The sequence below is a fragment of the Cohnella sp. OV330 genome, assembly GCF_900112065.1.
Classification (GTDB): Bacteria; Bacillota; Bacilli; order Paenibacillales; family Paenibacillaceae; genus Cohnella.
On the sequence record NZ_FOKE01000005.1, the window covers coordinates 109,971 to 135,354 of the forward strand.

The window sequence follows — 25,384 nt, forward strand, 5'->3', positions numbered from 1 at the left end:
GATTTTTGATTCGAGTTCCCCGTCATACAAAAATCTGTTTGTTACATTACGGTTGACCAGCTGCCTCCTTTCCGAGGCTCTATAAAAATTCTAATTTCATCTGATAGCGCTTACAATGTGAATGAACCGACTATCCTTTCACTCTTTCGACCAATTGAATGGCTGTCTCAAGGACTAGCAAACTCAAAAAAAACGATCCTAGTCCCATGGAATTCAGGACCAAGACCGATTAAAGACCTATATAATTTATGCTGTCTAATTGACGAGCTGCACTTCCCTCAGCTTGAGATGTACTTGACCCATCAAGCCGTAGGGGACAACGACGTATTCCGGCGTATATTCGACGCCCTCGCGGCGATAGTCCCACCACTCTTTCCAATCGTATGAAGTTGCCGCTTGGTGTAACGGACCGAGCAAATTGCGCGGACTGCCGACGACTTCGATGTCGATGCTGTTCTCGCCGATAACGAGCCATTCGCCGATATCCAGCTGCTTCGCAGCTGCCCAAGGTACATAACCGGCGTGCCGGCCGTTCACCTTCACTTCAATCGTCACCGCACGATAATCTCCCAGCTCAAGGATCATCGTTGATCCGGCACCTGGCAACTCCAGGCACTCGTAAGCCAAATGATAGACCATGCTTCCGCAATAATGCATATAACCTTGCAAGCACCAGTCACCGAAACGCAATGTATGAGGCTCTTTCACGAGAACCCTATCGGGCGACACCCCGAAGTCCCCGATTAAGTAACAATCCTCCAGTTCCATGGCATGATCATAGGCACAGGATACCTCAAGCCGATTAAGACCTTCTTTAAGCTGCGGCAGGGAGACCGTACCGATACTTCTGTCCAAGTACCAGCCCTTCGCTCCACCGACAACGGCATCGCCGTTTAAGTTCATCGCGAATAATTCCGCTTGCTCGATCGCTACGCATATTTCGGAACAAGGTACGACGGAAACGTTGAATTCAAAGGCTAACGATATTAGAGTTCCATTTTTAATATGAGGACCGTGAATCCACAAATGACGTTGAAGACCTCCATTGGCGAATACCTGGCGCATGCCGAGCGCAGATCTAATTTCTCGTTGCGCCTGCCAGACATCCATCTCCGTCGACCATTCGCCTTCCCCGATTCGATACTGACATTTGTCTAGCGTCAAGGCGTTGGGCTGCGTACGGGAGAAGCGGCTTGCCGGGCCCAGCGCCGTAACAATCCGATCCTTGCGCTTCGTCGTCTTTTTACTACGTTCGATGGATCGGTCCGGTTTGGATTCTCCTTTACCAGCAAGATCCATCATGTACAGCTTAGAATCCGCAGGACCGAATGCTTGACGAATGATCATTTTTCCGTCCTTCTCCAAGGACTCCGCTTCTGTTATTTCGCCGGTTAGCGGATCCCAGGCTTCGACGCGTCCAATGCCGTTTAACGCGATCTCGATGTTCGCCCCCTTGTGTCGATCTTTATTCACTACGAATAAGACTCTGCTTTGATCGGCTTCGCGCAGCATGTACAGAAAATCCTCGGCTTCGCGTTGGTTCTCGTTCTTCAGGCTGACTTCCCTAGGCAGGATTTTCTCTAGGACAGATGAGATTTCTCCGGCATCTTCGACATGAATGAATCCTGAATGCCGCGATATTCCTTCCATTGCATCCGTCATTTCGCCGTCTACCCTTTCGGGAAGCGTTCCCGAAGCGATGACTTTGCCTCCGTCATCCATAAACTTGCGAATAAGCTCCAAGGTGCTACTGAACACATTCATCATCGTCGGCATGATAACGACTTTGTAGGCAGCTAAATTAACGATCAGTTTCCCGTCCTCGACTCGGCCGCTTTCTTGTAAGATCAGTTCATCGCCCAAGTCGAAATCATAATGGACCGCAAGCATCAGATCGATAAACCGATTGAATTGGCGTTCGAATTCCCGCAAGTCGTCGATCCGCTCATCCTTAGCGTTGGCGCCAAGCATTGACCATACCGACGATATCGGATGCAGCACGAGAACGTCCCTAACGACTTTCCCTTGCGTGAGGACGCTGCTCAAGCGCGCGAAGTAATCTTCCATCACGTGATTATGCGACCACCAATTGGTATTGTAGTTAAAGGAAGGCGGATAATCGCGTTTGCGACAACCTTTAAGCGAGTATAAGGCGAGATGGTGGGTTAACACGTTGACGCCGAGAACGAATTGCCAATCTCCAAGCCATTTGCGTCCTTCGAAAGTGAAATCCCATCCGGTCACGCCGTAAGTTTCGGTAATGACGCGATTCATTCCATATTGCCGCGCCACGCTCGCCACTTGCTTGATCGTCAAGCTTTCGTCGGTTTGCTCGCACAGCGTGTCAATTCCCGGAACGTTCATATAACGATAATGGGGCATAACGGCGCCAGCCGTCTGCACAGAACCTACCAGGCTGCCTTCGGAATGATAATGTCCGCTGAACAATAGTCCGTTGCTCCGGCACCAATCGCCGATTTGCTTCGTATAAGATTCGCTGAACCGCTCAGTCACCGTTTTCCAATAATCGAATCTGGTCTTAGACGCCTTCTCTCCTTGGAAAAACAAGTAGGGAAGGACGTCCCAAATTTCATATCCTACGCTGTCCTTGAAATACGCAGGGAGTCCGTCCGTCCAAGATATCCATGCTCGGTTTAATTGCAGGCTTTCAGAAACCCCGCGAATGCTTGGTTCATCAGTGAAAATGCCGGGAACGGTCTCGCCGAATTCACTGCCCACCGCATCCTTGTACTTCTCATACGTCGATTGAATGAAAAGCTCGGTCGAACGCGGATTCAGCAAATCCGTATACGTATCTCCATGGCACCAGTCGTTGGCGACTCCGAATTCGCGTCGGAATAGAAGATATGTATTTTCATCCGAAGCTGGAGGAATGTCCCCTTTATTGACCGTGGGATCGATTCTACGAAACCATGCGAGCTCGTCGCCCCTAATAAAGGCTTCATAAAGGGCGACCATGCTAGGGTCGTTTCCCTGCGGTATCTCTTTTACGACCTCCAGGGTGAGCGCTTTAGCGCGAACGTCATCGCCGCCTAATCGAGCCACTTCGCCGCCGCCCATACCCGAGGAATATCGGTCTTCGTCATAAAGCCAAGCAAACACGCCTTCCTTCTTGGCCGTATCGACTGTCGATTTGATTCGTTCCATGAACGCTTCTCCGAGATAAGGAGTCTCGAGTCCTTCCCGAACGTGCATCATAAATCCGCCCATGCCTTGATCTTTAAATCCCTTTACCTGCCGGTCGAGCTCCTCTTGCTTCAAGTCGTCGTTCCAAGACCAGAACGGTACGGCACGATAATCCGCCGATGGACTTTTGAATATTTCCTTCAGTCGCTGCAGTTTCATTTCATCGCCTCTTTTCATCGTTTGCCGTTATCCTTTGACGCTTCCAAGTACGAGCCCATGCACGAAGTATTTCTGCAGGAACGGATAAATACATAATACGGGCAACATGGAAACGAACAACTGCGCAGCGAGTACGGTGCGGCTCGAAATGTTCTGGATCATGCTAAAATCGCTTGCGTTTACGTTCGACAAATCGTGCGATACAATCACCGTCCTCAAATAAGTTTGCAGGGGATAATGCGTCGGCGAATTCATATAAATCAGTCCGTCGAACCAGGCATTCCAATGAAAAATAATCGTGAATAACGCAATGGTGGCCAGTGAGGGCTTCGAGATGGGCAAATAGATGCTCCATAGCGTCCGCCAGGCACCCGCGCCGTCGATCTGCGCCGACTCTTCGAGTTCGATAGGTTGCGACCTGAAGAAGTTCAGCATAAGCACGATATTAAATACGTTAACGGCGGATGGAATGACGAGCGCCCCTATCGAATCCATCAAGCCCGTTTCTTTCACGACCATGAATGTAGGGATCAATCCACCGTTAAATATCATGGTAATGACGAAAAACCACGAATAAACCGTTCTCGATCTGAATTTGAGATTGGATTTGGAGAGCGGGTAAGCCGCCAATATCGTTAATGCCAGTCCCAGGCTAACGCCGAGGGAAAGCCGTTCGAAGGAATTTACCGCGCTATACAAGAAACTTTGGTTACGAACGATATATTTATAGGTATCCAAGTTAAAGTCCACCGGCCAAACGGTGACCCAACCGGCGGTAACGGCAGAATTGCTGCTTAATGACATCGCGGCCATATGCAGAATAGGAAATAGGCAAGTTATTGCGAACAGGGTCAGTATTACGTAATTACCGTACAGAAATAACATTCTGGAGGGCGTGCGTCTTTCTATCATATTCCATTCCTCCGATCGATTAGAAAATGCGGTAATTCGCGAAGCGATAGGCCATAAAATAAGAGCCCGATATGAATATTAACGACACGACCGATTTGAAAAGTCCGACTGCCGTGGCTACGCCGTACTGCATCTGCTCGATCCCGATTCGATAGACGAAGGTATCTAGAATATCCGCGCTATCGTACACTTGCGGACTATACAGGTTGAATACTTGATCAAACCCGGCATTCAATATATTGCCAAGGCTCAATACGCTCAAGAGTACGACAATCGGCCGCATACCCGGCAACGTAATATGCCAAGTTTGCTTCATGTGACCTGCTCCATCGAGAGAAGCAGCTTCGTATAGGGACTTGTCGATGCTTAATATGGCAGCCAAATAAACGATCGTATCAAACCCGAGCTCTTTCCAAATATGGGAAGCAATCAGCACGATTCGAAACCAGACCCCATCCCCCAGAAAATAAATGGAATCGATGCCGAACACATGCAACGCATTATTGACGATGCCGTCCGTTGGGGACAAGATGTCGACCAGGATCCCCGATAAAATAACCCAAGATAAAAAATAAGGCATATAAACGATCGTTTGCACGGTACGCTTGAACAAAGCGTTTTTCACTTCGCTCAACAAAATAGCGAGCGTAAGCGGAAAAATAATTCCTACGATCATTTTCATCAAGGAAATCAGCAGCGTATTTTTCAATACCTGCATCGTATCGGGCATATTGAATACGTATTCGAAATTGCCAAGACCGATCCAATCGGATCCAAACCAGCCTTTCGAAGGAACGAAATCCTGAAACGCGATGACAATTCCGGCGATCGGCCCGTAGCTATAAATAAGCACAAGGATAACGGCCGGCAACAACATCAGGTGATAGGCGCTCGCGATTCGCCCGCTTTTACGGATTCCTGTCGTTTCCATCGGTATGTTCACTCCGTCTCTCTATGAGTAAGGGAAGGGGTCGGATAACCCCTTCCCTTACAAACCATTATTTTTTAGCTGCGTCCCACTCGTTCACTTCTTGGGTAACATCAGCAAGCCCGAGCTTATTCAACTGATCGACGAATTTATCGAAGTTATCGATGGAATCCGCGCCCATGATGACTTTGGTGTAATATTCGATTACCGTCTGCTCGATCGTCTTCAACCGATTTTTCATGGCTTCCGTGGATGCGCCGTAGAACTTATCCATTTTGAAGAGATTCCCCGTGACATAATCGTTCATGGCCACGAAGGATCCCGTCTCTCCGAACACCTTCTCGAACTGCGCTTGTGCGTTATCTCCGTTTTTGAACTTGACGATATTGTCGTAATAGCCTTTTTCTTCAGCATTCAGCTTGGACGTGTCGCCCGACTTGAACGCCTCAACAACGTTCAAATGCGCTTGCAGGTTCTTTTGCGCTTTCCAAGCTTTAGCTACGGCCCAATGGTGGCCAGGCGCGGGAGCCGGACCCAAAAACTTATCGAATTCTTCTTGCGTCGCGTTACCGTAGTTCAGCTCCGTCCAGAAATTGATCAGTTTGACCAACACTTCCGGATGCTCGTATTCCTTGCTAACGACGTAGTAGTTCTCGACGTTCAGTTTAATTTGCGGGTTAGCTGGTTGATCGTCTTTGGAAACGATCGCATATGCGCGCCAATCGGAATCCGCAAAGTTATCCTTCGTTTGCTGCAAGGGGTACATACCGTTCCACATGGCGCCGAAGTCGACGCCTACTTTGCCCGAGGCGGCTAGTTCGGCGGCTTTGGACGAGTCTTTCGCAGCGAAATCTTTTTCGATCAAACCCTCTTTGTAAAGCTTGTTCAAGTAGGCCAGCGCATCTTTCACTTCCGGAAGCGCACTTCCGTAAACCAATTTGCCGTCAGCACCTCGGACCCATGCTTTCGGATAGGCGTCGAATGCGTTGAAGATGCCAATCGCTTCCGCTACCCCCGGCGCCAAGAAGTCTTTGTTTAACATAAGTCCGACCGTATTTTTCTTGCCGTCGCCATCCGGATCTTTGTCCGCGAAAGCCTTCATTACGTTATACAGCTCGTCTGTCGTCTTCGGAACTGCCAACCCGAGCTTCGTCAACCAATCTTGTCTTACCCATAAGAAGGAAGCGCCGTCGATTGCGGAATTCGTTCCGGGAACCGCCAGCAATTTGCCGCCAAAAGTCGCGGAATCCAAAGCCGTATTTCCTTCTTCGGTAATGATCTGCTTTGTAAGAGGCGTCGCGTACTTGTCAAAGATGTCTTTCATATCCCATATCAAATCCGTCTTGGACAAGGTAGCCAACTGTTCTTGGGTAACGCCGAGAATGTCCGGGATATCCCCGGAAGCGATGGAGACGCTGATCTTTTGTTTAGTCGCGTCTACTCCTTTTGCGTACCATGACGGCTTGATGTTGATGCCGAGCTGGTCCCGATAAGCCTGGATCCATACGCTATTTTCCCATTTTTCCTCGGTAAAATCTTTCCCCATGGCGTCATTAATGGATACGCCGACGGTCGCGTCCACAGCCGGTTCGAACTTCGCGTTCGGATCGATAGGTGCGTCCGATACTTCGCCGGTTTCGCCAGAAGCCTGCGCGCTTGCCGTCGGACGATTCGAGGCATTCCCCGAATCGCTCGCAGCGTTGTTGTTATTGTTGTCTCCGCAAGCGGACAACACGGTCAGCAGCAATAGGGCTGCCGTGCTTGCCCCTAACGATTTCTTTACGTTGATTTTCAAGTGTTTCCCCCCAAGGAAGTGTTTTGGTTACGGCTTCATTTTACCGAAATCGCTTACAGCCTTCCTATTTCAAACTTCCGATTTCGCTTGCACTTTCACGACTCCTTACTTCGTCCGATATTCTTGCGGAGTCATGCCGGTTTCCTTTTTGAAGAATCGGCTGAAATATCCCGCTGTCGAGAACCCGAGCTCTTTGGCGATATCCTGAACAAGAACATGAGGCTGCGAGAGACGCTCCTTCGCTTTTTGAATTCGCAGCATGCCGATATACTCGGTTAACGTACATTTCTCCGACTGTTTGAACAATCGTGCCATATAATCCGGGTTTAAGTGTACGATCTCCGCCAATCGAGGAAGCGACAAATCTTCGGATAGGTTTCCGTCAATGTACGATTTAACCGTCTCAACCGCATCGCCCCTCATCTTCAAGGCGTTGGCCGTATAATAATCGTCTAACGTCACGGCCAGCCGCTCCAACGCCTTGATCGAATCTTCGATGGAACCGTAACTCGCTGGCTGCAGCAGTCGATCGATTTGTTCTTGAATGGCAGAAAATCTTCGCAAACCATAATTGTTCACGACCGTCATGAACCGAAGGACCGTGGCGTAATGCATTTCAAGAAATCGATCTCCATGTGCAGGTTGAAAGGCGAGCGCACGAAGCTCTGAAAGCACCTGCTGCACTTCATTCCTTCGACCCGTCTCTAAATACGTATCCAGCAACGATGCTTTTTTAAGATACAATTCAACTTGACCTCTCGAATCGGATTGTAAGATTCCTTCCATGAGAGATGCCATATTCCGCTCGTTAACGATAATTTTCTTCTCTCCGTAGAAATGGGACAACAGTCCATGAAGCTTGGCGAATTGTATGGGAACTTCATTCAATGGCAAAGCCTTCGCCCCGATTGCAAACGAAAAGGTGTGTCCCGTGGACTTGTCGGCCGTCTGTGAAATCGTCTCGAACGCCCCTTCTACGAACGAACGAATCCGTTCATCGGACATGCGGGCTTCCTCCGCGGGTTGAAGAAAAATAACGAGCAACTCCCGAGTATAGACAACATGATCGAACCGGATAACCGGAGACAAAAATCTGCCGCATACCGAGGCGAGGGCAGCGAATAAGATGTCTTTGTCTTTGATTCGAATGGCATTTCCGTCCGGATCGAGCCGACCGATAACGAGCCATATCTGTTTGGAAGCATCTATCGTCAAACCTAATGTTCCAAAGGCTGACTCGGTCATTTCGTTTTCGGGTAATTGACCTTCCAGCAGATCCGTAAAATACATGGATCGATGGTGCGCGATCTGCTGCCGTCGAATGTCGTTTGCTTTTATCAATAATGAATTCATTTCTGTTCTGGCTTCCAGGTAATCTATGGCTTGACGCACCGAAGTCAAGATTTGATCGTCGCCTTCCGACTTCAATACAAAGTTTTGCGCACCGTTTTTAACCGCATGATGAATATAATGAAAATCGTCAAAACCCGTTAAATAAATGATGCGGCATTCCGGCCAGCTTTGCCTAACGATATCGCCGAGTTCAAGCCCCGTCATTTTGGGCATTTTAATATCGGACATAAGAATGTCGATTTTACGATCGCCCATTACGTCAAGCGCTTCGCGGGCACTGGAAGCTTTATATAAACTGAGACGGTCGCCTTCTTGTTCAACAAGCATTTCAAACAAGCCATCGACGATCAGCTTTTCATCATCGACGATTAACATCCGGTACAATCGACTCTCCCCCGTTCCATTTGATCATCATGCTGACTTTTACGCCGCCAAGCTCGCTTCTTTCAAACTGGAGCCCGCTTCCGGTACCGAACATAAATAAAAGCCTGCGGTGTATATTCAGGATAGCGGTGACTTCTTGGGGATTATCCGCTTCCTGAAGGACTTCGTTCATTCGCGTAAGTTGGCGTTCCGCATCCTCTCCGTTATCTTCAACGGAAATGATCGCACCCTCCGGGCGGGCTCTGAATGAAACGCGAAGCAATCCTCCTTCGTCCACGTTTTCGAGACCATGGACGAAGGCATTCTCGACCAACGGTTGCAAAATGAGTCGGGGAACGCCGATCGGCTTTAGACGATCAGGTACATCCTCGAAAGACACCGATACGCGATCCGAGAACCTGGTTAACTGCAGCATCACGTAATTGCGCGCATGATCGACCTCCTGTTCCAACGGAACGGTGTCCCTCGTGCTTCGCGTAATAAATCTAAAATATCTAGCCAGTTGATCCGTAAAACGAATGGCCTCATCGAATTTGTCCATTTTGATTAATCGGGTAATGCTAAAGAGGCAATTGTACAAGAAATGCGGATTGATTTGAGATTGCAATTGCTTGAGCTCCGCGTTCTGACGTTGAAGTTGTTGATTGTATACTTCGTCGATCAAAGCTTTTAATCTCACGAGCATTTCATTGTAACGTACGTACATGTAGCCGAATTCGTCGTCCGTATCGTGCCGGATCGTAAAATCGAAGTTCCCCTCCTCCACATGCCGGAATGCCCGGACGATTTTCACGAGCGGTTTGTTAATCGCACGGTTGATATAAAACAGGAAAAACGCTACCGCTATGAACGCCACGACGAAAAACAACCAGAACCACTGAATATGCTTCGTCACCTTATGGAACATGGACTTCTTATACAGGTATTGATCGATGAATACGCCTGTTTCCGTTAAAGCGGATCTAACGCGAATATAATCGTTTCCTTCCGCAGCGATATCCACAGTCCCGTGTCCGTTCGCCGTCTCAAGCGACGTCTCATGGCTGTCTATCCACTTGCGAAGCTCGGGCTTCTGGACAACGATAATATGTCGCTCGTCGGATAAGCGAAGATCGATCGCTCCCGTATATTCGCGACCCAGGGCAGATTGCAAGTTTTGACGAATCTCTCTTTCCCGGAGCTCGATTTCCACGATAAGATCGGGCATTCCTGCCGATTCGTTTTCAAGCGGATAGGCGACCATTAAAAGCGTGTTTCGCTCGAAAATAACCTGATACGGCGAACGAATAAGGTTAAGCGACAAATGATCCTGTTTCAATTCGCCATACCCATCTACTGCCGATATCTGGATCCCGATCCCTGACAAGTAGATGCGTACGTCGGCAATCAAATCGCTGCTGTTCTTCATCGAAAATAACTTTGATCGAATCGAATTGATCAGTTCGATTCTTCGATAAGGCTCCAATACGTCGTAGGCCCCCATTAGCCGAATGAGCATGTCATCGTTCAACGTTTCGTACTGCATCGTACTGAAACGTTTAAACGTATTTTCTAACTCATTGACATAATTGGTCGACTGCGTCTCCGCAGATTCCACGATATCGTTCCTGAGCATCGATGTTCCCCACTGATAAAGAAATCCCGCAAGCAAATAAATCGGTAGCATCGCGACCGCGAAGGCGACGATAAGTCTGAAGAAGATGGATCTATGCCATTTTCGATTGGATTGCCCCATATTGACGCGCTCCTCGCATATGAATCGTCGCATTATTATAGTCGTCCTCATGATGCGCTACAATGCAACAATTCCGACTCTGCATTCACTTTTCAGACTTTAAGAGGATCTGAATTCAAAGACAGAATCAATAATCTATAAAAGAATAGGACCGCCCTTAGGGACGATCCCGCGATTATGATAGCGCTCTATAGAATCGAAAAATATGACCGATCGCTTAACCCAGCAGCCGTCTTAGCTCGGTTACCTCCAGCCGAACGGATGGCTGGCATTGTTCGGATCGGACATACCGGGCAAGGCTGCGCAAGAACTGCCGCCCTTCCGGCGTCTGTGCCGCGCCGTCGGCATCTAGCGCGCAAACGACTGCGCTCCCGTTCAGAACGCGGCACTCGAACAACAAGCCCAGCTTGTGATTGCGATCGAAATTATCGATCGTCTGGACGATAGGCTGCAGCTCCCTCGGCATGTCGTCGAGGATGAACGATCGCGAACGCATCACGATGCTCCACCACGGATAGGTCGAGTGCGCTTCGCTCGGAAATTGGGCCAACGCCGGATGCGCATTGTCGATCAAGAAGCCAAGCGTGCCAACGGGCACGGGCTTGTTCATGCTCTCCGATATCGAGCGGAACATCGGGTAGCACCAGAAATCCGTGCAATAGGTACCCTCGATCGTATGGGAAAGATCGTCGGTCTTTGCCATGATCAGCACGTTCTCTCCGCGTTCGAGCAGGGCGAGCGCCTCCGCGGACAACGAATGGAACAGATGCACGCCCGCAAGGTCCGCATCCGCATCTACACTCTTGGGATAGATCCACAGGTCGTATGACTTCGCAATGTCCGTACCCGCGATCGCCAAGGTCAGGACGACATTCGTCATCTCCGTCACGTCCGGCATGTCGCATGCGATCTCGCCTAAGCCGATGTAAGGCAAGCCCTCCTCCGCCGCTGCTTCAAGCTGGCCGCCGGCGATGACGCGCTGCCCTACCGCAAGCGACCATGTCAGCTGCACGCCGCGAAGCGGGGAGGGCCGAAAGTAGGCAAGTTCCACAGCGGCGCTGAATGGCTCGCCTGCGACGTAGTTGTACTTCTCGAATCGGCCGAGCAGCACGGCATCCGAACAGAAGCTCCTCCATTCCTCCGGAGAGATCAGCCCCTTGGAATCCATGAACGCGTCCAGGATCCCGACGAGCGCCGTCCCCTGGCCGCTGAAGTCCTGGAGGTCGAGCAATTGGAAGCCCGCTAAGCGCTTCGAACGGAAGGCTGCCTCCAGCTCTTCCTTATAGCAGGCTACCGCAAGCTGCCCCGAGCTCTCGAAGAAGCGGTCCGCCAGATGGCCCATGCCCTTCGCCTCGAGGCGGTCTCGGAACGTCTCGAAATTGCGCGCCTTGAGCGGCCCCGTATACTTCTCGATCTCGCCGAACCGGGGATACATGGCATATTGTCCGATCTCATGGGAGACGACCGGCAGATTGGGGATCAGCTCCTCCCCTGCCGCGTCCGCCTTCACCGTCCGAGCCTCGGTGCCGTATTGGATCTGGATCGTGCCGCCTTCGGTTGCTGCCTCGTCCGTATCAAGCGGCTTGAGGGCGGGGACGATCTGCTCGTCATAATCCTTCATCGTGCCCGGCCTGTCCGTCTGCACGTGGCCGAGCGGCGCGTCGCACATCGCATACGAGCCGCGGAACAGGCGGTCCCGCGAGAAGCGGACGCCTGTGAAGAAATCCTCTTCCTCGAGGATGACCGGCACGAACTGGAAGTTGTTCGATCCCTGCGTATAGAGGCGGCGGTCGTCGTACGCCTTGTAAGCCTTCAAGATTCTATTCAGCGTGGACTTGCTGCCCCACAGCTCGTTGCCGAGCGACATCATGACGAACGACGGGTGGTTGCCGAACGTACGGAGGATGCGGAAGCCCTCTTCGATCAGGTAGTCCTGCTCGGCCTGGTTGTGCTTCTCGTCGCCTTCCTCGGTAATCGTCCCCCAGAAGGGCAGCTCCGGCTCCATAAAGATCCCGAGCATGTCCGCAGCCGTGAAGGCGGCTTCCGGCGGACAGCAGGTGTGGAAGCGATAGTGATTGATGCCGTAGGACTTGGCGGTGCCGAGCACGTCGAGCCATTCCTCTACCGTCGTCGGCGCGAAGCCGGTCCGCGGAAAGATCAGCCCGTCATGCTTGCCCCGAAGGAATGTCTTCTTGCCATTGATTGCGAACTTGTCCCCATCGGCTTTGAATTCGCGCAGGCCGAACACGGTCTCGTAGGTATCCTCCTGTCGATCGCCGCCGGCAAGACGAAGCGTCAGCCGGTACAGATGAGGCTCCGAGTCGCTCCAGAGCTTGGCGTCTTCCCCCAGCTCGTAGCGAGCGACGAACTCGCCCTCCTTCACCGCACACGACACCGGTTCTGCGCTGTGCCCGCTCCCCCCATGAACGGATGTTGCCGATACGCTCAGCGATCCTTCCTGCGTCCCGATCACTTGCGCGCGTATGGTCACCGACTTGTCCTGGGGTTCAGGATACACTTGCACATCATGCATATACGCTGCGCCATGGAACTGCAGCTCGATTCGGCCGGTGATGCCGTTCCAATTGGTCTGCGTATCGCGGGAGGTCATATGGCCGCCCTTCGTCGGGTAGTCGGTGTTATCGACCCGGATCGTGAGCCGGCGCTTCCCGCTCGTCAGCCCGCCGAGTTCATGGAGATGCGGCGTGCACAGGCTATTCTGCGTCCCGATCTCGCGTCCGTCGACCCACACGGTCGTCGCGCGCGTCCGCTCGAGATACAACGTGCAGGCGACGCCGTCCAGCGCTTCCGGGATATCGACCTCTCGAGAGAACCAAGCATAGCCCTCGAATCGATATTCATCCGTAAGCGCGCCTGTCTCGACTAGCTCGTTTACTTTGCCCTTTCGCGCATGCGAAGTCGTACCCGGCAGCGTCATCGTGTCGCCGAACGGCTGACGAAGCCCTTCCTTGTTCGCATCCAACTGCAATTCCCAAGTGCCTTCCAATCCGATTCTCGTCAGCATGCTGTCATTCCAGACCTTTCGGCGCTTCTTCGCGCATCAGTAGTCATTGCCAGTGGTAATCTCTGTATTCCTGCGGCGTCCGGCCCGTAAACTTCTTGAACAGGTAGGCGAAATACGCCGCCGTCTGGAAACCTACCCGTTCGGCTACTTCATAGATTCGTATCGTTGGATCCTGCAGCAGCTCGATCGCCTTGTTCATTCGGGTCTCCTGAATGAACTCCAATACCGTCTTACCCGTCTCCTTTTTGAATAGGACGCTTAAGTAGCTGACATTGATGAGATGCAGCTCCGCCAGATGCTTGACCGTTACGTTTTCGTGCAAATGCTCCTCGATATAGGCCTTGATCCGGCGAATCAGATGATGCTGCTGGTTCACCTGCTCCGTCCGTTCGGCTGCGGCATAACGACCGATATAATCCAGCACCAGCTCGCTGACCGAGGACGCCTGATTGCTGTCGATCAACCGCTGCATGACCGATACGTTCCATTCGGAGGCAGAAGCATCCGTCTGTTTCTGCCTTCGCATGAGCTCGCTGATCAAACCGATCCCGAACGCTTGGATGTAGGAGAAGGAATGCCGCGTCGCCAGCATGTCGAACACGTTGCGGGCGTATTCAAGCACCTCGTTTACGTCGTCCGACTCCGCCAGCATTCGAACGATCTCGGGGATATACTCTTCCCTGAGCCGATAGTCCTGGTAATCCGTCTTGTCGAACCGGTCCTCATACAGCAGCTGCCCGCCTTCGATTAATCGTGCCCTCGCAATCATGAACTTCACTCTCTTATAGGCAAGCGGCATCTCGCCCCATTCCGCGAATTTATGGCTGATGCCGACCGTGATGGTAGAACCGTATTGTTCCTCCATGACGCGCTGGATGAAAGCGATCTGCTTCTCCGCCATCGCTTGGGCTTCGGGCGTCGGATTCAGATGCATGACGAGCACTTCGTCCGCGCCGATTCTGGCTACGATGACGGAATCGATATCCGATAGGCCTACGCTGACTGCTTGTTGAAAACCGACGCCGCGAACGACCCGGCCTCTGGCGTCCAGACTGCCGTCCATGAATCGATCGTAACCGAACACCGCAATGCGGATGCCGCTAGTCAAGCTTGGCAATTCCAGTAACCGGCTCCAGGATTCCATCATGCCGTTGTCTACCGCCCCCTGTATCAGATCGTGGGCGAATCGCTCTTTCACGGCATTGAGGCTATCGGTTACTTTCTCCTGCAGTACGTTCGCTTCCTCCTCGATACGGCGCCGTTTCTCGATCGCGACGCGAAAAGCGGTCAGCTTGGATTCGACTTCCTCCACCTTGATCGGCTTGAGCACGTACCCCTGCGCCCCAACGTGAATCGCTTCCTGCACGAATTCGAACTCGTTGAAGCCGCTGACCATCAGCACCTGTACGGCCGGATCCGTTTCCTTGCATCGGGCGACCAGCTCGATGCCGTTCATGACGGGCATGGATACATCCGTAATCAAGACGTCCACCCGATGCTCGCGCATGATCCGGAGCGCAGCATCCCCGGACAAGGCCGACAGCGGCTTGGCATATCCGAGCGATTGCCAATCTACATGGCGGATCAACCCCTGAACGTGCATCGGCTCGTCATCCACGACCAGTGCTTGTATCATGCATCCCCCTCCTTTCGAATGTCCGGCCGTTCGACGCAAGCCGGAATCTCGATCGTTACTCTCGTCCCGAAGCCCTGCTCGCTGTCGATCGCGAACCGGCTCTCGCTGCCAAAGTACAGCCGTAGGCGCTCGCGGATGTTGGCCGTGCCGAAACCGTTGCCCGAACCTGTCCGCTCGCCTCGTTCAAGCGATGCCAACGTCCCCGGCGGGATGCCCGCTCCGTTGTCCTCCACTTGGAACCGGATGCGATCTCCCGCGCATCTCGCCGAGATACGTATGACAGCATCCGTCTTGCTGGTAATCGCACCATGCACGTAGCAGTTCTCGACGATCGGCTGCAGGAGCAACTTGATCGTATAGAATCTTGCCGCAGCGGGGTCGATATCCCATTCGATGCGCACCAATTCGGGGTATCGAAGCTGTTGAATCTCCAGATAAGCCTGCACATGCTGCAGTTCCTTCTCGATTCGCGTCACGTTAATCTCATTATCGAGCGCCAGTCGGTAGAAGGTCGTCAGCGCATCGATCGTGGTGATCTGCGTCTGGTCGTTCAGATCCATCGCGCGCCACCTGATCAAGCTGAGCGAGTTATAGATGAAGTGGGGATTGATCTGCGCCTGCAACGCGCGAAACGATTGCTCCCTTTCCTTCAGCTTGACCTTCGCCATATCCACGACCAGCTTTCCGAGCTTCCCCGACATCGAATTGAATAAGATCTCCAGCTCGCCGAGCTCGTCCTTATCCCGGTTCATGACCGACACGGCGAACTCGCCCTCCGCAATATCGCTCATTCGGTTGCCCAGCTTGCGGATGCGCCATACGACATTCTTCATCACCGTCATGACCATGAACGTGGACAAGAGCAGGAAGAAAACGATACACCCGATAATGCCGTACAAGATCCACTTCGACTGGCGTTCCAACTGATCCAGATGGATGACGGCGGCGACGCTCCAGCCCGATCCGATAGACTGGACGAAATACTGGCTGCCGTCCTTCGCCGCGCCGCCTCCGCCGGAGATCTCCTCCGCTAAATCGCGGATCGGCGATGGTCCGATCGGCGTACCGATCTGGGCCCGGTCCGTTGCCGCGATGACCCGGTGCTCCGCATCCAAGATATACAGCTCTCCCGCGCCGTTGAACGGCTTTTCGGTCAGGCTGCCGAACACGGCATTGTAATCGAGCTGCAGGAAGACCATGCCGATCCCGGCACCGCTGGCGGCTATAATTTTATGCGTGATGACAATGTCCTCCGGCCTGCCCGGCACGTTGATCCAGCGGGACATGTCCTTCGACTCCAATGTCCGTTCGTACCATAACGACTCGGACATGCCCGCAAGCATGCGATCCTCCGGCTTCCACAGGAGCCTGCCGTCTTGGACGAGCGTCGGATTCGTATGATAGATGCGAAAGTTCTCGATGCCCGGCATGTACTTGCTCGTAGACAGGAAGGCACGGTCGAAGTATTCGACCGTATCCAGCCGGTCGTACATGTCTTCGTATTCGCGGGTCAAGCGGGCAACCAGCTCTCCGTCCATGGCCGTTCGAACGGCCAGCAGGTCATATCCCTGCTTCCGGAATTCGATATTCTGGGCCGTCTGCCGAACCGCTTCTTGAATCGTGACCATATAATTGCTTCGTACGCTCTGAAGAGCGAAATAGCCCGCGGCGATGCCGAGTATGATCGTCGGGATGATCACGATGAGGCCGAATAGCAGCAAGATTTTTCCCCGAAGATGAAGCGTGCTCGTGATCCTGATGGTAATCCTCTCGATGAACCTCAGCAGCAACGCTGCCACCTCCGATCCTGTGAACGCAGTTTAAACGGCAAAGGGAGCAACCCCTTACCCGGGATTGCTCCGATCGCTCTAGAATTCGCCGCTCGTCTCGACAAGCGCTTGATAAGACGCTTGCCACTCTTGCTTCAATTCGCTCCAGTGCGCGCGCTTCTCCAATGCGTCGCGGAACGACTTCCATACGGTTTCGAATTGCGCGTCGTCCTTCGCCAGGATCAGCTTCGCACGATATTCCTTGCGCAGATTCTCGAGCTCCGGTCCGTATTTCTCCCACAGACCGCCCTGCTTCGCCGCGACGGTATCGTAAGCGTGCGCCGTACGTACGCCGCCCATCTCGCCGATGGCTTTGGAGAATTCTTGGTTTTTCGCCGCGCCGGCGACGGTCGTCTCGTTGTTCCACCACGGATACCAGTCATTATTGTACGACGACAGCATGTACAACTCCGGCGTTACCGTCGACTTCTGCGCAGCATCGCCCGAGTTGCGCGGTCCGGCGTATGATTCATCGATGTACTTCCATTTGCCCAGCGGCTGGTCGATCCAATCCCAGTACAATCCTGCCGGACCTTCGTTGACGACGTGCTGCTGCTCTGCTGCTGGCTTAAGCGTATAGTCGATGAATTTCAAGATCGCTTCGAGATTTTTCGTATTCTTGTTAATGTATACATCATAGCCCGGATAAGGGTTAACCACTTGATTGAAGCCTATCGCGTTGACACCTTCCACCTTCGGGAACGGAATCGGTTGGTAATACCATCCGGGCTCAGTCGGTCCGTCGAGCGTCTCCCACAGCGTCTGATCGACATTCCAGAAGGAGCCGACGTTCAATGCCGTGCGGCCGTTCTTGTTCTTCTCCTTGTACCGTTCCTTCTTGTCCGTCACGACCTCGGGGTCGATCAGTTTTTGCTGGTACATTCGGTTCATCCATTGATAAGCTGCTTTATACTGCGGGTCGTCGTAGAGAAGGACGAATTCGCCGTTCTTCTTCTCGACGGGAATGACGCCGCTAGCCGAGCCCGTCGTGACGCCGAATGCGCTAAGCACTGCGTTCTCGTCATTGTAGCCCACCGAATCGTTCTGATCCATCAGGAAGCCCATCGGATTCAGCGGCTTGCCGGAAGCATCCTTCAGCTCCGCCGCCTTCTTAAGGTACGTCTCCACGCCTTCGAGCGTAGACAGGTCGTCCAGCTTCATGCCCGCTTTCTCGACGATGTCGGTGCGAACCAGCCAGGTGGTGGAAGCCCAGCCCGGCCAAGGTTTATCCGGATTCTGGTCGAACCAGGTCGGAATCGACCAGATATGGCCGTCCGCGTCGCGCATCCGATCCAGATAGACCTTCGGGATTGCCGCCAGATTCGGATATTTGTCCGGCATGTCGAAGTATTGCTCCAGCGACATGACCTTACCCGAGCGATTCATCGCGTTCTTCACGGTCTCGCTGCGGTTGAACACGGCGGCGTCCTTGAAGCCGTCCGTATTCATGCGGAGGTTCAATGCGGTGATCGCATCGCCCTGCGTCGCTTCCAGCTTCACGTCGACGCCCGGCTCCTTCTCTCGCCAATACTTCTGGACAAGACTATCGTTGTTGATCGTCGCCGTCCAGCCGAGCCATAGATCGAAAGATAAAGGCCCGCCCGCGGATGCTGCGCTGCCCTCGCTCGAAGCGGCAGCGCTATTTTTCGCGCCGTTGCTATCCGACGAACCGCCCGAATTCGAGCATGCCGTGGACATCAGCATCAGCGACAGTATGCCGGCCGCCATGCTCGTTGCCCTATTCCTCTTCTTCATGGTGTATCCTCCCCTGATTATCCGAATGATGCGGTATATATGATATTGCCGTATACCCATGATTGGGGGATCAGCCTTTGACCGATCCGATCAGCACGCCTTTGACAAAATACTTCTGCAAAAACGGATAGACGCACAAGATCGGCAACGCGCTGACCATAACGACGGCCATCTTGATCGACATGAGCGTGATATTCTGCATCTGCGATCCCCGCGCCAACGCTTCCTGGTTCGTATTCGAGCCAAGTACCGCCGACAGATCGGAGGCTTGCAGCAATTGCTGCAGGAACGTCTGCACCGGGATCAACGACTGATCGGTGACGAAGAAGGCTCCCGCGAACCAATCGTTCCAGTGACCGACCGCAGTGAACAAGCCCAGCGCGGCCAGCATCGGCTTCGACAGCGGGACGACGATCTGGAACAAAATCCGGACCGGACCTGCGCCATCCAGCTCTGCCGACTCGATCAGCGCGTCTGGGATGCCCTGGATGAACTTTAGCATGACGAACATATTCCATGCCGAGAACATGGTCGGGATGATGTACACCCAGAAGCTGTTGACCAGCCCCAAGTTAAATAATTGAATGTAGAGCGGCACCAATCCACCATTGAACAGCATCGTGATGAGCACGTAGGTTAGCAATCCATTGCGCAGCGGCAGCGCCCGGTAGGACAAGCCGTACGCTGCGAGCAGCGTGACGAGCAGTCCCGAAATGGTTCCCAGGATCGTCCGGCCGATCGTAATGAGGTAGGAATTCCGGATGACCTCGTTACCGAGCACGATCTCGTAATTGATGAGCGTGAACGATCTCGGCCAGAGATAGACGCCGCCCTTCGCCGCATCGGCACCTTCATTGAGCGAGATCGCCAGCATATAGAAGAACGGATAAAGCACCGAGAGACAGAGCAATGACAGCAAGGCGATGATGACGGCTTGGCTGACTTTTTCGATACGCGAGACGCTCATCCGATCACCACAGCCCTTCGCCGTTGATTCGCCTGGATAGCTGATTCGTCGTGAGCACCAGGATCAACGCCAGGATCGATGACAGCAGCCCTACGGCGGTCGCCATGCCGAAGTAGCCTTGCTGTAAGCCGCTGCGGAGAACGTAAGTATCCAATACGTCCGCAACTGCCATATTCGCCGGGTTCATCATGGGATAGATCTGGTCCATCCCGACCGAAATCAAGCTGGGAATGCTAAGGATCAGCACGATCGTAATCGTCGGCATGATGCTGGGCAGCGTAATATGGCGAATCTGCGCCAGCTTGCCCGCCCCTTCAACCTTCGCCGCTTCGTAGAGCTGCGGATCGATCGTCGTGATCGCGGCCAGATAAAGAATCGTATTCCAGCCTACCTCTTTCCATAATCCGCTTCCGACGATCATCGGCCGGAACCATTGTTCCGACCCCAGGAAGAAGATCGGTTCGCCGCCGGCCTTTGCGATCAGGTCGTTGGCCAATCCTCCATCCAGCGTCAAGAAGGACTGAAGAATGTAGGCCACGACGATCCATGAGAAAAAGTGCGGCAAGTAACTGATCGATTGCACGAAACGCTTGAATCCCGAATGGGTGACCTCGTTGATGAGAATCGCCAGCAGGATCGGCGCCGGAAATCCGAAGATGAATTTTAATACGGAAATATACAGCGTATTGGCGACGACAACCCGGAACTGCGGTTCCTGCAAGAATGCAAAGTTGTCGAAGCCGACCCACGGGCTGCTCCAAATCGAAGCGCCGATCTGAAAGTCCCGAAACGCGATCTGAATGCCCGCCATCGGGACATAGTTGAACAGGAATAATAGCAGCACGGCCGGCGCAATCATGAGATATTGCCAACGGTATTTATAAAGTCTGCCCACCAGGCTTCCCCCCTCTGGCCTCTATTGTACGGGTCTGTGCCGGAGGGGACCATATAACAAACGTTGGTTATCTATCGTGAATATTAGATATATCGAGTATGAAAATACTTCGATTTTTACGCGCTTCCAACCATACCTCTGTTGAACAGCGATAAAGAGCCGTCCCTCAAGATATTCCGCCTTGTGAGACAGCCCTTCGTAAAAAGGCAAGCCGCTGATCTTATAAAGTCAGAATATCCACGCCCAGCGCCGGCAGCGTGATCTTCTGCTCCGATCTCTCGCTCGTCAGCAAGCTCCGATAGGGAACGTCTAGCGTAACCTCGCGTTGCTCATTCGTCAAATTGATCAAGAACAGGAAGCTTTCCTCGCCCTTCGTTCGGATCGACAATTCGACGCCTTCCGGCAGCCGGAACTTGGGCGCCAAGTCCTTTTCCTTCAATATGCCTTCGAACAGCTGATAGAAATAGGATGGCTCCGGCCAAGTGCCGACATAATACACTTCACCTTCACCAAGCTTATTGACGGTAACTGCCGGCACGCCCTCGTAAAAGTCGCTGTCGTACCAGGCAATCGGTTCTGCTCCTTGCAGTTCCAGCAGATCGCACCATTGCTTCGCAGCGAATGTCTGGCCCTCCGCGTTTCGAATCCGATGCTCGCTGTTGCCTATGGCATCATATTCGCTAACGACAACGCCCGCCGCTTCCGCAAGCAGCCCCGGCAAAGGCAGCATCTCGCATACATTCCTCATGTTCTTCACGCCTGTCCGGTTGGTGAGGACGACCGTGCCGCCCCCGGCTGCGAATCGCTCCAGCCGCTGCGCTACTTCTTCGCTTAACAGGAAGAGGGAAGGGACAATGACCAGCTTGTAGCCGTCGAGCGCCTCGGTCCAGTTAATCACGTCCGTACCGACGCCCATTTTTAAAAATGCATTGTGCATCGAGGACAAGTTGTCTATATAGTGCATCCCCCCCTCCGCTTGCGGCTGAAGGGAAAGCGCCGTATGCTGATCATGCGAATGCAGAATCGCAACCTGCGTAACGATGGTCGAGCCGGCTAATCGTTCTCCTACCCGGTTCACCTCGCGAGCAAGCTCCGCGAATTCCCTGAATCTGCGTCCGGGAACATTGCTATGGTCGATGAGCCCATGCCAGAACTGTTCGGCGCCGACGACAGCACTCCGCCAGCGGAAATGGACGACCGTATCGGCTCCGCGGGCGATGGTCTGCCAGGAACGAGCTCGGATCAGTCCAGGATAAGGAGTCCGCTGAATCGGCATCCAGCCGCCCTGCGCTCCGCTAAGCTGCTCCATGACCCAGAAGTTGCGGCGTTTGATGCCGCGGACCAAGTCCAGCGACAGCGCTCCGTTCCGTGGGAACCGATCGCCATAATCGCGATACAGCTCATTCGGATAATAATCGATAGCGGCGAAGTCCAGCTCTTTATAAAGCTCGTAATAGTCCAGACTATTCGGGTATTGCCACATGTTATGCGTCACGAATTGACCCGGACAGTTGCTTCGCAGGATTTCAAGCTGCCATCCCAGCAGATAGCCTACGCTGTCCGAGCAGAACCGCTTGTACTCCAGAAGATAGGAAGGATTCATCACCTTGCTGGTACCGAGCGGCGTCGTGATCTCTGCCCAGCTGCTGTACTCCCCGCTCCAGACGACCGTGCCCCACTCCCGGTTCAACGCTTCCAGACTGGAATAACGCTTCTGCAGCCAAGAGACGAATGCACGATTGCACGTATCGCAATGGCATTCCTGGTAGTGCATCTCGTTATCGATTTGCCATCCAATGACGGCGGGATGCTTCGCGTACCGCCGTGACAACGCATCCACAAATCTGGAGCCCAACATTTTCAAGGAATAGCTGTTGTTGCAACGATGTCCTCGCACGCCCGGCCGGATGATTCGACGCTGCTCGTCCATGGGCAGCACATCCGGATAACGGGTCGTCATCCAGTTCGGCGGCGTATTGGTAGGCGTGCATAACACGATCTCCATGCCGCGCGCGGCGAATACTTCGATCGCCGCATCCAACCATTCAAACCGATAATCCCCCTCGGTCGGTTCCATTCGGCTCCAGGCGAACTCAGCCATTCGAACAACGGCGACGCCCGTCTCGTGCATAAGCGCTGCATCCTTCTCCCATAGCTCGGGCGTCCATTGCTCTGGATAATAATCGATTCCGATCTTTATCGCCATCTTGCGTTCTCCTTTATCCATCAATATATTGCGATTATATGCTATATTAATTGCAGCGAATATCTTAAATAATTAAGGCGATATCATAATATTAAGATAACGGGAGCGTTGAACGAATGCCTCACCCCCACCCCTATCGCGCTTTCCCGGTACTATCCGGCCGAGACAAGCTGCTCCCTTTTCATTTGCTTGGCATTGGCGTGCATCATGAACAGGAGCACATACGCCGAGACACGGGCATTCAGGATTATCAATGGATTCAATGCCGCAGCGGAGAGGGCAAGCTCAAGCTAGGCGGGACGGAACATATCGTCAAGCAAGGCATGGGCATGCTGCTGTTCCCCGGCCAGAAGCATGAATACTATGCTTTGTCGGGGAGCTGGGAAGTCGACTGGGTCATCTTCGACGGCAGCGGGTCAGCGAGCTTGTTCGAAACCGTCGGCATTACAGAAACAAGCGTATTCACGCTCGCATCGCCCGAATACCTGCTGTCTCGCATGCAAGACCTGCTGCAAGCTGCCCTTACGCCGCAAGCGCAAACGTTAAGCAATTACGCCTGCTCCGCCATCCTCTATACGTTATTGACAGAGATTATTCAGCGCGTCTCCGTCGAGGGCAGCGATACCGTCGGGCAGCAGTATGAGCGGTTAAAGCCGGTCCTGGACTATATTGACCGGCATTATGCCGAAGAGATTACTTTGCAGACGCTAGCCGGGCTGTTGAGCGTCACGCCGGAATACTTTTGCCATTTGTTCAAGAACGCGACGGGCATTCGTCCCATCAGCTATGTCAATCAGGTAAGGATCAACAAGAGCAAGGAACTGCTGCTCGACCATGTGCAGCGCGGGATGCAAGATATCGCGCTTCAAGTCGGCTTCGAATCCGCCAGCTATTATGGAGCGATCTTCAAGAGGCTGGAACGGCTCACGCCCGGCGCCTTCCGTCGCAGCTATCAGAAGTCGTAACATATGTAGGGTCTAAGTGCGTTCGGAGCGTTAATGTTTACCTCGTCGACTTGGAAGCAGAGTCAGTGGACTTGCCCTTTGCTACGGTACGCGCTCGCCGCCTCCGTGCGGGACTTTCACGCTAAAGATGATGCCCGTGCTGGGCGTACAGCAACCATGAACTATCGATTGTATGGTGGAGCCAAGGGGGATAACAATATCCTGCTTTAACTTGCTGACGAAGCCAATTCGCCGAAATAGAGTGCTGCGGTAGATATCGAGACCATGCTCGTCCGCCTCCGGCTCCCTGCGCGTGGAACGCTCCCTCCAGGGCTCCAACAAACAACAAAAAACCACGTCCAGTTGGACGTGGTAGGTGGTCGTTGTTTGGTGGAGCCAAGGGGGATAACGATATCCTGATTAAACTTGCTCACGAAGTAAATTCGCCGAAGTAGAGCGCAGCGGTTGATATCGATGCCATGCTCGTCCGCTTCGCTCCCTGCGCGTGGAACGCTCCCCGGGGTTCGCCCCCTACGGGGCTCCACCAAATGCAAAAAAACACGCCTTATCGGCGTGTCTGTAAGTTTGCATTTGGTGGAGCCAAGGGGGATCGAACCCCTGACCTCATCGCTGCCAGCGATGCGCTCTCCCAGCTGAGCTATGGCCCCATATCATGTGTCGTTCGTTGGCGACAAGAATGATCTTATCACAGGAGCAAAAGGCATGTCAACCACATTTTAAACATATATTCTTTGCTTCACGGAAGCAAAAGAAGGCTCTGCCGCGAGATCGCAGAGCCTGTCCGCCGTTCAGACCGAACTCCCATGTCCAATTGTCAAATCCCGTGCTTGTTGATGAGCACGTTCAATTCTTTGAGGAACATGTTGATGTCCTTGAACTGCCGGTACACGGACGCGAAGCGCACGTAGGCGACCTCGTCGACCGGGTACAGCTGCTCCATGACGCTCTCGCCGATCATGTTGCTGTCGATCTCCGCCTGGGCGGTGTTGCGCAGCTCGCGCTCGACGTTGGAGACGAGGATCTCGAGCTGTCCGACGGACACAGGGCGCTTCTCGCAAGCGCGCAGCAAGCCGCGCAGCAGCTTTTCGCGGCTGAACTCTTCGCGGCTGCCGTCTTTCTTGATGACGATCAGCGGCGTCTCTTCGACCATCTCGAACGTCGTGAAGCGGCGATTGCAGGATTCGCATTCGCGACGCCGGCGGATCGACTTATTGTCGTTGGCCGGACGGGAGTCCAGCACCTTCGTACCGTTGTAGTCGCAATAAGGACATTTCATATATGGACGGCTCTCCTTTGACGAGAGAAACTTTTTTTAATTTTCCAAGCCTTCCCTTACATGATTCCGGGGATAAGGCACATAATACGTTTACCAACCGCGAGGAGGTGAACAACATGAGCCAAGGAAACAACAGCAACAGCAACAACCTGGTGGTACCTCAATCTCACGGTGCGCTTGACCAACTGAAATATGAAGTTGCTCAAGAACTCGGCATCGCAATCCCGCAAGACGGTTACTACGGGAACATGGTTACTCGCGACACCGGTTCGATCGGTGGCAGCATCACGAAGCGCCTGGTGCAAATCGCCGAGCAACAACTCGCAGGCCGTTTCTAAGTTCATGCTCTTCACCTAG

General features: G+C 53.1%; 16 protein-coding genes and 1 tRNA gene. 2 read left to right on the plus strand and 15 right to left on the minus strand.

The annotated features are described in order from the left end of the window. Positions 1-255 precede the first annotated feature (255 nt). The 13 genes from BM235_RS13375 to BM235_RS13435 all read right to left on the minus strand — a co-directional run bounded on the left by BM235_RS13375 (position 256) and on the right by BM235_RS13435 (position 22,786). Positions 256-3,366 carry a glycosyl hydrolase gene (locus tag BM235_RS13375; RefSeq protein ID WP_158543866.1) on the minus strand — a complete coding sequence of 1,037 codons (3,111 nt, stop codon included), beginning with the start codon at positions 3,364-3,366 and terminating at the stop codon, positions 256-258. A gap of 27 nt (positions 3,367-3,393) precedes the next feature. Beyond that, a complete protein-coding gene (locus BM235_RS13380; RefSeq protein ID WP_090113858.1) occupies positions 3,394-4,278 on the minus strand; it encodes a carbohydrate ABC transporter permease in 885 nt (294 codons plus the stop codon). 19 nt (positions 4,279-4,297) lie between these two features. Continuing rightward, entirely contained in the window at positions 4,298-5,209 is a 912-nt protein-coding gene (locus BM235_RS13385) for an ABC transporter permease (protein ID WP_090113861.1), read from the minus strand. 67 nt (positions 5,210-5,276) lie between these two features. After that, entirely contained in the window at positions 5,277-7,001 is a 1,725-nt protein-coding gene (locus BM235_RS13390) for a type 2 periplasmic-binding domain-containing protein (protein WP_090113863.1), read from the minus strand. 105 nt (positions 7,002-7,106) lie between these two features. Beyond that, the gene (locus BM235_RS13395; RefSeq protein WP_090113865.1) at positions 7,107-8,729 is read right to left on the minus strand and encodes a helix-turn-helix domain-containing protein; all 1,623 of its coding nucleotides are present in this window, start codon (positions 8,727-8,729) and stop codon (positions 7,107-7,109) included. Next, on the minus strand, positions 8,713-10,473 hold the full coding sequence (locus BM235_RS13400; protein WP_158543864.1) for a sensor histidine kinase: 1,761 nt from the start codon (positions 10,471-10,473) through the stop codon (positions 8,713-8,715). The genes BM235_RS13395 and BM235_RS13400 overlap by 17 nt, the downstream gene beginning before the upstream one ends. Positions 10,474-10,690: 217 nt before the next feature. Continuing rightward, positions 10,691-13,498 (minus strand): glycoside hydrolase family 2 TIM barrel-domain containing protein, encoded by a 2,808-nt coding sequence (locus BM235_RS13405; protein ID WP_090113870.1) that lies wholly within the window; start codon positions 13,496-13,498, stop codon positions 10,691-10,693. Between the two features lie 43 nt (positions 13,499-13,541). Continuing rightward, positions 13,542-15,134, minus strand: a complete 1,593-nt coding sequence (locus tag BM235_RS13410) for a response regulator transcription factor (protein ID WP_255374365.1) — start codon at positions 15,132-15,134, stop codon at positions 13,542-13,544. After that, positions 15,131-16,933: a cache domain-containing sensor histidine kinase gene (locus BM235_RS13415; protein ID WP_369803512.1), complete on the minus strand. Its 1,803-nt coding sequence runs from the start codon at positions 16,931-16,933 to the stop codon at positions 15,131-15,133. Before BM235_RS13415 ends, BM235_RS13410 begins: the two co-directional genes overlap by 4 nt. A gap of 69 nt (positions 16,934-17,002) precedes the next feature. After that, positions 17,003-18,718, minus strand: a complete 1,716-nt coding sequence (locus BM235_RS13420) for a type 2 periplasmic-binding domain-containing protein (protein ID WP_090113874.1) — start codon at positions 18,716-18,718, stop codon at positions 17,003-17,005. 70 nt (positions 18,719-18,788) lie between these two features. Next, positions 18,789-19,685, minus strand: coding sequence for a carbohydrate ABC transporter permease (locus BM235_RS13425; RefSeq protein WP_090113876.1), 897 nt, complete (start codon positions 19,683-19,685; stop codon positions 18,789-18,791). A gap of 4 nt (positions 19,686-19,689) precedes the next feature. Continuing rightward, complete coding sequence (locus BM235_RS13430) at positions 19,690-20,580, minus strand: ABC transporter permease (protein WP_255374366.1); 891 nt, start codon at positions 20,578-20,580, stop codon at positions 19,690-19,692. 220 nt (positions 20,581-20,800) lie between these two features. Then, positions 20,801-22,786 carry a beta-galactosidase gene (locus BM235_RS13435; protein WP_090113879.1) on the minus strand — a complete coding sequence of 662 codons (1,986 nt, stop codon included), beginning with the start codon at positions 22,784-22,786 and terminating at the stop codon, positions 20,801-20,803. A gap of 116 nt (positions 22,787-22,902) precedes the next feature. On the opposite strand from BM235_RS13435, the gene BM235_RS13440 reads away from it, so the two are divergent. After that, a complete protein-coding gene (locus tag BM235_RS13440; RefSeq protein ID WP_090113881.1) occupies positions 22,903-23,751 on the plus strand; it encodes an AraC family transcriptional regulator in 849 nt (282 codons plus the stop codon). A 571-nt stretch (positions 23,752-24,322) separates the two neighbouring features. Here the strand turns inward: BM235_RS13440 and BM235_RS13445 are convergent. Then, positions 24,323-24,398: transfer RNA gene (locus BM235_RS13445), tRNA-Ala, on the minus strand. Between the two features lie 167 nt (positions 24,399-24,565). Then, positions 24,566-25,027: a transcriptional regulator NrdR gene (gene nrdR, locus BM235_RS13450; protein WP_090113883.1), complete on the minus strand. Its 462-nt coding sequence runs from the start codon at positions 25,025-25,027 to the stop codon at positions 24,566-24,568. 116 nt (positions 25,028-25,143) lie between these two features. Here nrdR and BM235_RS13455 point away from each other — a divergent pair, with 116 nt between their 5' ends. Continuing rightward, positions 25,144-25,365 (plus strand): alpha/beta-type small acid-soluble spore protein, encoded by a 222-nt coding sequence (locus BM235_RS13455; protein WP_090113886.1) that lies wholly within the window; start codon positions 25,144-25,146, stop codon positions 25,363-25,365. Positions 25,366-25,384: the final 19 nt, after the last annotated feature.

Coding starts and splice junctions, on each gene's coding strand:
- BM235_RS13455 (WP_090113886.1), top strand. CDS start 25,144: ATGAGCCAAGGAAACAACAGCAACAGCAACAACCTGGTGGTACCTCAA.
- nrdR (WP_090113883.1), bottom strand. CDS start 25,027: ATGAAATGTCCTTATTGCGACTACAACGGTACGAAGGTGCTGGACTCC.
- BM235_RS13385 (WP_090113861.1), bottom strand. CDS start 5,209: ATGGAAACGACAGGAATCCGTAAAAGCGGGCGAATCGCGAGCGCCTAT.
- BM235_RS13410 (WP_255374365.1), bottom strand. CDS start 15,134: ATGATACAAGCACTGGTCGTGGATGACGAGCCGATGCACGTTCAGGGG.
- BM235_RS13400 (WP_158543864.1), bottom strand. CDS start 10,473: ATGGGGCAATCCAATCGAAAATGGCATAGATCCATCTTCTTCAGACTT.
- BM235_RS13440 (WP_090113881.1), top strand. CDS start 22,903: ATGCCTCACCCCCACCCCTATCGCGCTTTCCCGGTACTATCCGGCCGA.
- BM235_RS13395 (WP_090113865.1), bottom strand. CDS start 8,729: ATGTTAATCGTCGATGATGAAAAGCTGATCGTCGATGGCTTGTTTGAA.
- BM235_RS13420 (WP_090113874.1), bottom strand. CDS start 18,718: ATGAAGAAGAGGAATAGGGCAACGAGCATGGCGGCCGGCATACTGTCG.
- BM235_RS13375 (WP_158543866.1), bottom strand. CDS start 3,366: ATGAAACTGCAGCGACTGAAGGAAATATTCAAAAGTCCATCGGCGGAT.
- BM235_RS13435 (WP_090113879.1), bottom strand. CDS start 22,786: ATGGCGATAAAGATCGGAATCGATTATTATCCAGAGCAATGGACGCCC.
- BM235_RS13425 (WP_090113876.1), bottom strand. CDS start 19,685: ATGAGCGTCTCGCGTATCGAAAAAGTCAGCCAAGCCGTCATCATCGCC.
- BM235_RS13405 (WP_090113870.1), bottom strand. CDS start 13,498: ATGCTGACGAGAATCGGATTGGAAGGCACTTGGGAATTGCAGTTGGAT.
- BM235_RS13380 (WP_090113858.1), bottom strand. CDS start 4,278: ATGATAGAAAGACGCACGCCCTCCAGAATGTTATTTCTGTACGGTAAT.